The sequence below is a fragment of the Frankia sp. KB5 genome (genome assembly GCF_002099325.1).
Classification (GTDB): domain Bacteria; phylum Actinomycetota; class Actinomycetes; order Frankiales; family Frankiaceae; genus Frankia; species Frankia casuarinae.
On sequence record NZ_MRUJ01000072.1, the window covers coordinates 1 to 6,406 of the forward strand.

Here is a 6,406-nt window from a genome sequence, read left to right on the forward strand (position 1 = left end):
CATACCTGCCCGCCATGGCGGCTGAGAGCCACGCTGGCACGCGAACCGCCCTTCCGGTCGCCCCCCCTCCTGCCACGTCCCTGGATCGTTGGCGGGCCGAGCGTGACGGGCGCTGATAGGCCAGCGGGAGTGCCACCGTCACGGGAGCGTCGTTGCCCGCGCCGTGACGGTGGCACGCTGTGCACGATCTCGGCAGCTCGGACGGGGGCGCGTGGCCACCGGGCCGGCAACGCCCCCTATGGGCCGGGATGCGATGGCACAGCGGGATCGTGCAAAGACAGCGACACAGCACATCGGGGGCACCAGGGCGCTGACCTGCGACGCTGTGACACGCGCGGCCAATGCCAGCGATCAATGGTCCACATTGACCAGTCCGCGACCGGTCCGCTGTGACCACCCGCGCTGGGCGCCCAATCTGCACAGCGATCTTGCGCGACAACCATGGTTGTCGGAGCACGGGCGACAGTGACGGTTGTCGCATGGCCGACGACGGGCTCACCATCACGAACCGGCCGCGCGTGTCGCTCGCCAGTTGCGCTGAGGTGCTGCCGGCGTGCCTGAGGCTTCCCGGCGCGCTGGACAGGTCAGCCGATAGCCCTACGGCTTGCGGGCCACGCCGATGACATGAGCGCTCGTTCCGAGCATCGACGGTTCGGTCTCGGTCAGGCGGACCGCCCTGAGCAGATCGCCAGGGTCGGCCATCCGCTGCTCCAGGTCCCCCAGCAGCCAGGCGAAACCCTCCACCGCGACCAGGCGGATGTCCCGGTAGCCGGCGAGGTCGAGCTCCGCGCGCAACTCCTCAGGGCGGTGGAAGTAGGCCCAGAAGCCGCCGGCGGCCGACTGGGCCGGGTCCTGGCTGAGGCCGACACGCAGGTTGCGGTCAAAGTCGTCCCAGATCTCGCCGCTTCCCAACAGGCCCTTCTTCGCCGCGTCGAGAACCCAGGCGTGCCGGGCGATGACCTCGACCAGAACCTCACCACCCGGCCGAAGGACCCGGGCCGCCTCGCGCAGCGCCGCGACCCGGTCATCCCGCTGGACAAGGTGATAGAGCGGGCCCATCAGCAGCACGACATCGGCCGTCTTATCGGCAACGGGAAGACGACGGGCCTCACCCAACTCGACGCGAAACGGCGCGTGCGGTTGCGACCGGGACCGGGACCGTGCCCTCTCGACATGGCGGGCGACCGGGTCAACAAGGAGAACGTCATAGCCGCGCCCGGCAAGGTGCGCGGCGTGCGTCCCTGGACCGCCACCGACATCCACGACACGGCCGTGCCCGGGCAGGAACCGCGCGAAGATGTCCCAGGTCCGCAGCCGGACCAGGTCACCCAGGCCCGGCCGCCACAGACGGTCGTCCTCGTCAACCAGCTCATACCGGGCCGTCACCCGGCTAYCGATCTCCACCCGGCCCAGTATGGAAAGCCCGCCCACGCTTGGCGATCTGTTTTGCCTGCCCCGCCTCGACCGCGGCCTCCCGCTTCGCAACTCACTGCCACCGCGACTTGCCCCCAGATCCGATGGCAGATCAAGACCTTCGGCGCTGCCAGTCGATCTGAGGCGTCGCAGCTCATGCCATGATCGTGTCTCGCCTGCGTTGGCGGACGGCACCCGGAGATGGCTCCCATGGCACCAGGGATTCCCGCCGGGGCGCAGCTACCGGACCGTGACGAAGCCGTGAGGCACCTCCTCGGCGATCTACATCACCGGGCCAGCAGCGGCGTCGGTCCGGACTAGTGGCCGGCCCGGCGTGGGGGCCGCTGACGGAACATGATCGGAGTCCAGGTCCGGACTCGGACTCGCTGGTCGCCAGACAGACCGGTCCGAATCGCGTTCCCCGGGATCGTTGTAAGACTCCCGGATCCAAATCAGGACCAGGCACGCCGGCTTGCCGGGGCCACGGTGGCGTCCAGTCTGCATGACGCCGGATCGGGTGCCCACCAGTCGGCCATAGGGCTGTGAACTGGGAAGACCTCGTCAGCTGCCCGCAAGCCTGCTCACCGATCGAGCCGATCAGGTGTCCCAGCGGCTCGCGCTTCGGCCCGCATCTTCTCAGAGTGAGCACGAAGTCACGCTCGTCCCGATAGACTCGGCGGGCGTCGCTGGACCCGACGCGTATGCAGTTGCGTCATGATCAGCGACTCGGCGGACTCAAGGTGGTGCGGGACTGTGATGGTGACCGTTCTATACTTGCCGCTCGCCGGAAACGATGATCGCATGGGCTCTCGCCATGGGATCGCGACTCGCGGTGGCGCGCTCGGTCGACCAGAGATGCGGTGAGCCGCRCCTCCTGACTCCAACAAGAGAGAGTTCTTCATGCCAGAAAAGAGCATCAAGGAAAAAGTGTTGTGTTATATTGTGCGCGATGGCAAGTTGCTGGTGTTCCGGCACACCGACTATAGCTACGAGGAAGTTGGCATCCAGGTGCCGGCCGGCAGCATCCGTGAGGGCGAGACCCCGGAGAAGGCAGCCCTGCGGGAGGCGCGCGAGGAAACGGGCTTGACGGACTTCAAGATCGTGCGCAAACTCGGTGAGGTCGAATACGACATCAGTCCGTATCGGTTCGAGATACAGCACCGCCACGTCTTCCATCTTGAGATCACCGAGCCCGCGCCGGACCGGTGGGCCAGCCAGGAAGACCATGACGGTGAACAGGAGCCCACCCACTTCGAGTGCTTCTGGGTGCCGCTGGAGGCGGCCCACATTCTTCAGTCCGGGCAAGGAGCTTTGCTAGGGCGCCTGTACGACTGAGACCCCTTGCTTTCCCTCGGCACTATGGAGGCAGGTCATGAGTCACAATACCGGGCAGCGGGAAGAAATTGACCTGCTTTACCGGAGCTTGGATGTGGCAGACTCTGCGAGTGCCGTTTCGGTGATTCTGAAGTTGCGCGGCGAGACCTGTAACATCGATTGTCTCTACTGCTATGAGAAGCGCAAGGCGACCCCGGGAGGGGCGCGGATCGACGCCGGCCAGGTACACCGGCTCGCTGAACTCTTCCGGGGTAGGCGTATCGTTGTGGAGCTACACGGCGGGGAGCCACTTACTGCCGGTATTGCTCACGTCGCCGACGTGCTCTCTGCTCTCGCGGCGCAGCCCTCGGTCGTCGGTGTTTCACTTCAGACCAACGGCGTGCTCTTGGATGAGCAGTGGTTGGACCTCTTCGAGGAGGTCTGTCCCGACTTGCGGATCGGCATCTCGTTGGACGGGGATTCTGAAGGAAACAGATGGCGGGTCGGCTACGACGGCAGGCCCGTGTACCCGCGCGTGGCCGCAGCCTTGCAACTGCTGGCTGACCGCGGCCGTCAGGCGGGCGTCATCTGTGCCGTCACTCCGTCCATCCTGAGCCGGGCCGAGGCTGTCCTAGACCATATCGCCGGATTCCATGCGGTTAACGCGGTCAGTTTCGTTCCGTGCTTCGACGCCTCCGTCCGACGTCCCACCGCGGTTCCGGGCCGTCGCCTACCGATCAGTCGACAGCTTCAGCAAGCCCATGTTGCGGATGAGACAGATCCAAGTTGGGCGATCGATCCGGACCAGTACGCCGACTTCGTGATCGCAGCTACGATCCGCTGGATCAGCGCCGGGTATTTCACCCGTATGAAGTTGGAGCCGGCCGTGTCGACGATCAGGCGCCTACGTAGCCTCGACACAACCTTCTGCCATTTCTCGAACTTGAAGTGCGACCACGTCTTCACGCTCTATCCCGACGGCCGGCTCGGTAGCTGCGACGAGCTGCCCTGGCCGCAAGCTCGCCTAACTGTGCTGGACCAGTCAGCCGACATCGAGCAGGTGGCCGGCGCGCAGCAGCATTCGACGATCCTCGCTGGGGCCAGGAACCTGATGGGTCGGTGCGCGACCTGCGAATATCGAACTGCCTGCGGAGGTGGATGCCTCGCCTCCCGATTGCGCAGTGACCTAGCTGGAGCCCAGGACGCCTACTGCGATTATCGCATCCGAATGATCAACGGAATCGCCGCGTTGCTTGCGCAACCTGCCGACCCGGCGGGCGCATGGTGTCAAACCTTGCGTTGGAGTCCGAGAGAACCGAATAGCATGCGGGATATCGCCGCCTTCCTCGCGCGCTGGAACAACCCGGATGCGCCACGGGAAGACGTGCGCATTCATACCAGCTTGGAAGGAAACATCAACACGGTAGGTCTATCCGGCGTCCACGAGGCTGACGACCTCGACCCCGCACATCCCCGATGGCACGAGGCAATTGAGCCCGGCATCCGCTCCCTCGTCGACGCTGTCACTTGCGACTGGCGACTCGTCACCTACGACAGCTGTGAAGGTCACAGCTACACCGGCCGGGAACTGCCTCCTGCCGAACGACGGGTCGGAATCCTGCCACGTGACCGGGCTGAATATGCAACAACCGCAGCTGCTCTCTGCCGAGTGGCGATGACCGCTCAACCCGAGCTTCCGGAACAAACTCAGCTACTCGTCGGCCGCTGTGACCTGACGTGCGAGGCCACGGGGCGGACCACGCCCGTTCTCGACCTGCGGCTGCGACCGGCATCCGGGGCTAGTTGGTCGGCGTACTTCGCCGCCGTGGACACTGCAACGAACGTGCTCGTGGCCGCGCTACGTCGCGAGAAGCCGACACCTGGATATGTCTGCGCCTGCTTGATGCAACCTGCAACAACCGACCGGCTTGCCCTGGACGCAACGTGACCGGCGGCGGTGACGTGTCGACGATCCATCAGCTTCTCGGACGGATCGTATACTTTCATGCGCTCTTCATCGAGCCCGCCCTTCCGGTCGCGTCCGTAGATCCGAGTCTCGGGTCTCCGTGCTGCAACCACCATTCTGCCCTCAGCCGCCGCCCCACTGTTGAGAGGCTGCTGACGTCGACTGCTTGGGCTGCCATTGCCGAAGTCGCTGCGACCATCCCCGCGTTTCGGCGAGACTGCCCCGGCCAGGGAAGCGATTGCTGCGCGACCTGTTGCGTGAGGGGGTCGGCCGAGGCTGTCGCAGCGTGCTGGGTGGAGACCGAGTACCACGCCTACCACCACGTCCAGCCTGGCGAAGCGATCGTCCGTGCGTGCCAGCGGGCAGCGGCAGACCGCCTTGGCCGTGTCTTCGCCGCACAGCACCACGTTTCGTGTCGGGTGATGGCCGAGATCGAGACCAGAGCCGACAGGCTGACTCTGCCGAGCGCGGACGAGCTGCCGTTGATCGGGGAACTCTTGGCGCTGTGGGATGACCTGAGCGCGACGGCTCAGCGTCCGGTTGTCGGCTGGCTCAACCACTGTGCCGGCCTCGATGACGTCCGTCGCGTGCTGCTTCGTACGGGGAGCCAGTCGTGATACATATGGCCGAGACAGTAGGTGTCGGCAGCGTCGAAGGGTTTCTTGACGCCAAGGAACGGGCCCGTCTCGTCGCGATCATGGCGGGTTTCCTGGATGGTCAGCACTCAGCCCGTTTCGGTGACGCTCGCACCACGTCCATCCACGAAATCCCTGGCCACTCCGCCGAGCAGGCCATGGCCGTCTACGAGCCGGCTGGCCGCGTCGAGGTTGCACACATCCCGAGCGAGGCCGAAAGATTACTGCAACGCGCCTTCAGCCGCGCCAAGCCGGTGCTCGCACGAGTCATGCCGTCTATCACGGCGTGCCGTCCGTGGACCTACGTCGAGTACGGCCCCGGCCAGCACATCACCGCACACCTCGACGGGATCGCTCCTGACCCACTCCGCTGGCCGCGCCAGATTGCCGGGATCAGCGTCCTGATCGACGATGCGGACGCAGGCGGAGCCTTCTATGTCGAGACCACTTCCAGCAACCACCTGTGGAGCCCTCCCCTTGGGGATGCCTCAGTCCACGGATACACGCCCGGGATGTGCCTGGCCCACGACGGTGCCGATCACTCCGCAGACTGGTTCACCAGAATGCCCCGCACACGGTGGAGCGTGACGCCCGCGCCGGGAACGGCGTTGTTCTACGGCTCCCAGCTGGCCCATGGCACCGAGCCAGTGATCCGAGGCCGAGTTGCAAAGTTCATCAGTTGGCTCATCTCCGAAGCCGGCCAGCAACCTTCGATACGGTCCGGAGGTAACGGGCATGCTCCTGGCCATTGAGGGGATAGYCGGCGCAGGAAAGAGCACCGTACGCGACCGCGTGCTTGCCGCCGCGGCCGATGAGAACATCGCTGTTGCACACATTGGCCAATTCTCCTGGCTCTCTCTGGACGCCACCCGCACCATCATCGAGCTTCGAGCGGGCCGACCGGCCCCGGACCTGCGGGACGCCACCCGCGCCGTACGTCTGGACCTGGAACTACACGCCCGACACAACCTCATACCGGCACTGTCGCGTGGGTCCGTGATCGCTGACCGACTCATTCTGTCCACAGCTTGTCTACTCGCGTTGCTGTACCAGGAGGCTGTTGATGACTTCGTCCAGC

5 protein-coding genes and 1 pseudogene are annotated in these 6,406 nt (G+C 65.3%); 5 read left to right on the forward strand and 1 reads right to left on the reverse strand.

The genetic code is table 11. The features are described 5' to 3' along the window. Positions 1–597: 597 nt before the first annotated feature. Positions 598–1,431, reverse strand: a complete 834-nt coding sequence (locus tag KBI5_RS08260; RefSeq protein ID WP_241882747.1) for a class I SAM-dependent methyltransferase — start codon at positions 1,429–1,431, stop codon at positions 598–600. 882 nt (positions 1,432–2,313) lie between these two features. Here KBI5_RS08260 and KBI5_RS08265 point away from each other — a divergent pair. The 5 genes and pseudogenes from KBI5_RS08265 to KBI5_RS27300 form a co-directional block, all read left to right on the forward strand. Beyond that, positions 2,314–2,748 (forward strand): NUDIX domain-containing protein, encoded by a 435-nt coding sequence (locus KBI5_RS08265; protein ID WP_085014882.1) that lies wholly within the window; start codon positions 2,314–2,316, stop codon positions 2,746–2,748. 37 nt (positions 2,749–2,785) lie between these two features. Further along, positions 2,786–4,675, forward strand: coding sequence for a radical SAM protein (locus KBI5_RS08270; protein ID WP_084680884.1), 1,890 nt, complete (start codon positions 2,786–2,788; stop codon positions 4,673–4,675). A 440-nt stretch (positions 4,676–5,115) separates the two neighbouring features. Then, on the forward strand, positions 5,116–5,310 hold the full coding sequence (locus KBI5_RS26200; RefSeq protein ID WP_139168563.1) for a hypothetical protein: 195 nt from the start codon (positions 5,116–5,118) through the stop codon (positions 5,308–5,310). Between the two features lie 5 nt (positions 5,311–5,315). Then, the gene (locus tag KBI5_RS08280) at positions 5,316–6,080 is read left to right on the forward strand and encodes a 2OG-Fe(II) oxygenase (protein WP_206745246.1); all 765 of its coding nucleotides are present in this window, start codon (positions 5,316–5,318) and stop codon (positions 6,078–6,080) included. Then, positions 6,064–6,406 (forward strand): annotated as a pseudogene (locus KBI5_RS27300) (hypothetical protein); the annotation flags it as partial. The gene KBI5_RS08280 and the pseudogene KBI5_RS27300, both read left to right, overlap by 17 nt.

What these genes read in the sequence shown, in the direction of transcription:
- KBI5_RS08265 (WP_085014882.1), top strand. Translation starts at nt 2,314, where the DNA reads ATGCCAGAAAAGAGCATCAAGGAAAAAGTGTTGTGTTATATTGTGCGC.
- KBI5_RS08270 (WP_084680884.1), top strand. Translation starts at nt 2,786, where the DNA reads ATGAGTCACAATACCGGGCAGCGGGAAGAAATTGACCTGCTTTACCGG.
- KBI5_RS26200 (WP_139168563.1), top strand. Translation starts at nt 5,116, where the DNA reads ATGGCCGAGATCGAGACCAGAGCCGACAGGCTGACTCTGCCGAGCGCG.
- KBI5_RS08280 (WP_206745246.1), top strand. Translation starts at nt 5,316, where the DNA reads ATGGCCGAGACAGTAGGTGTCGGCAGCGTCGAAGGGTTTCTTGACGCC.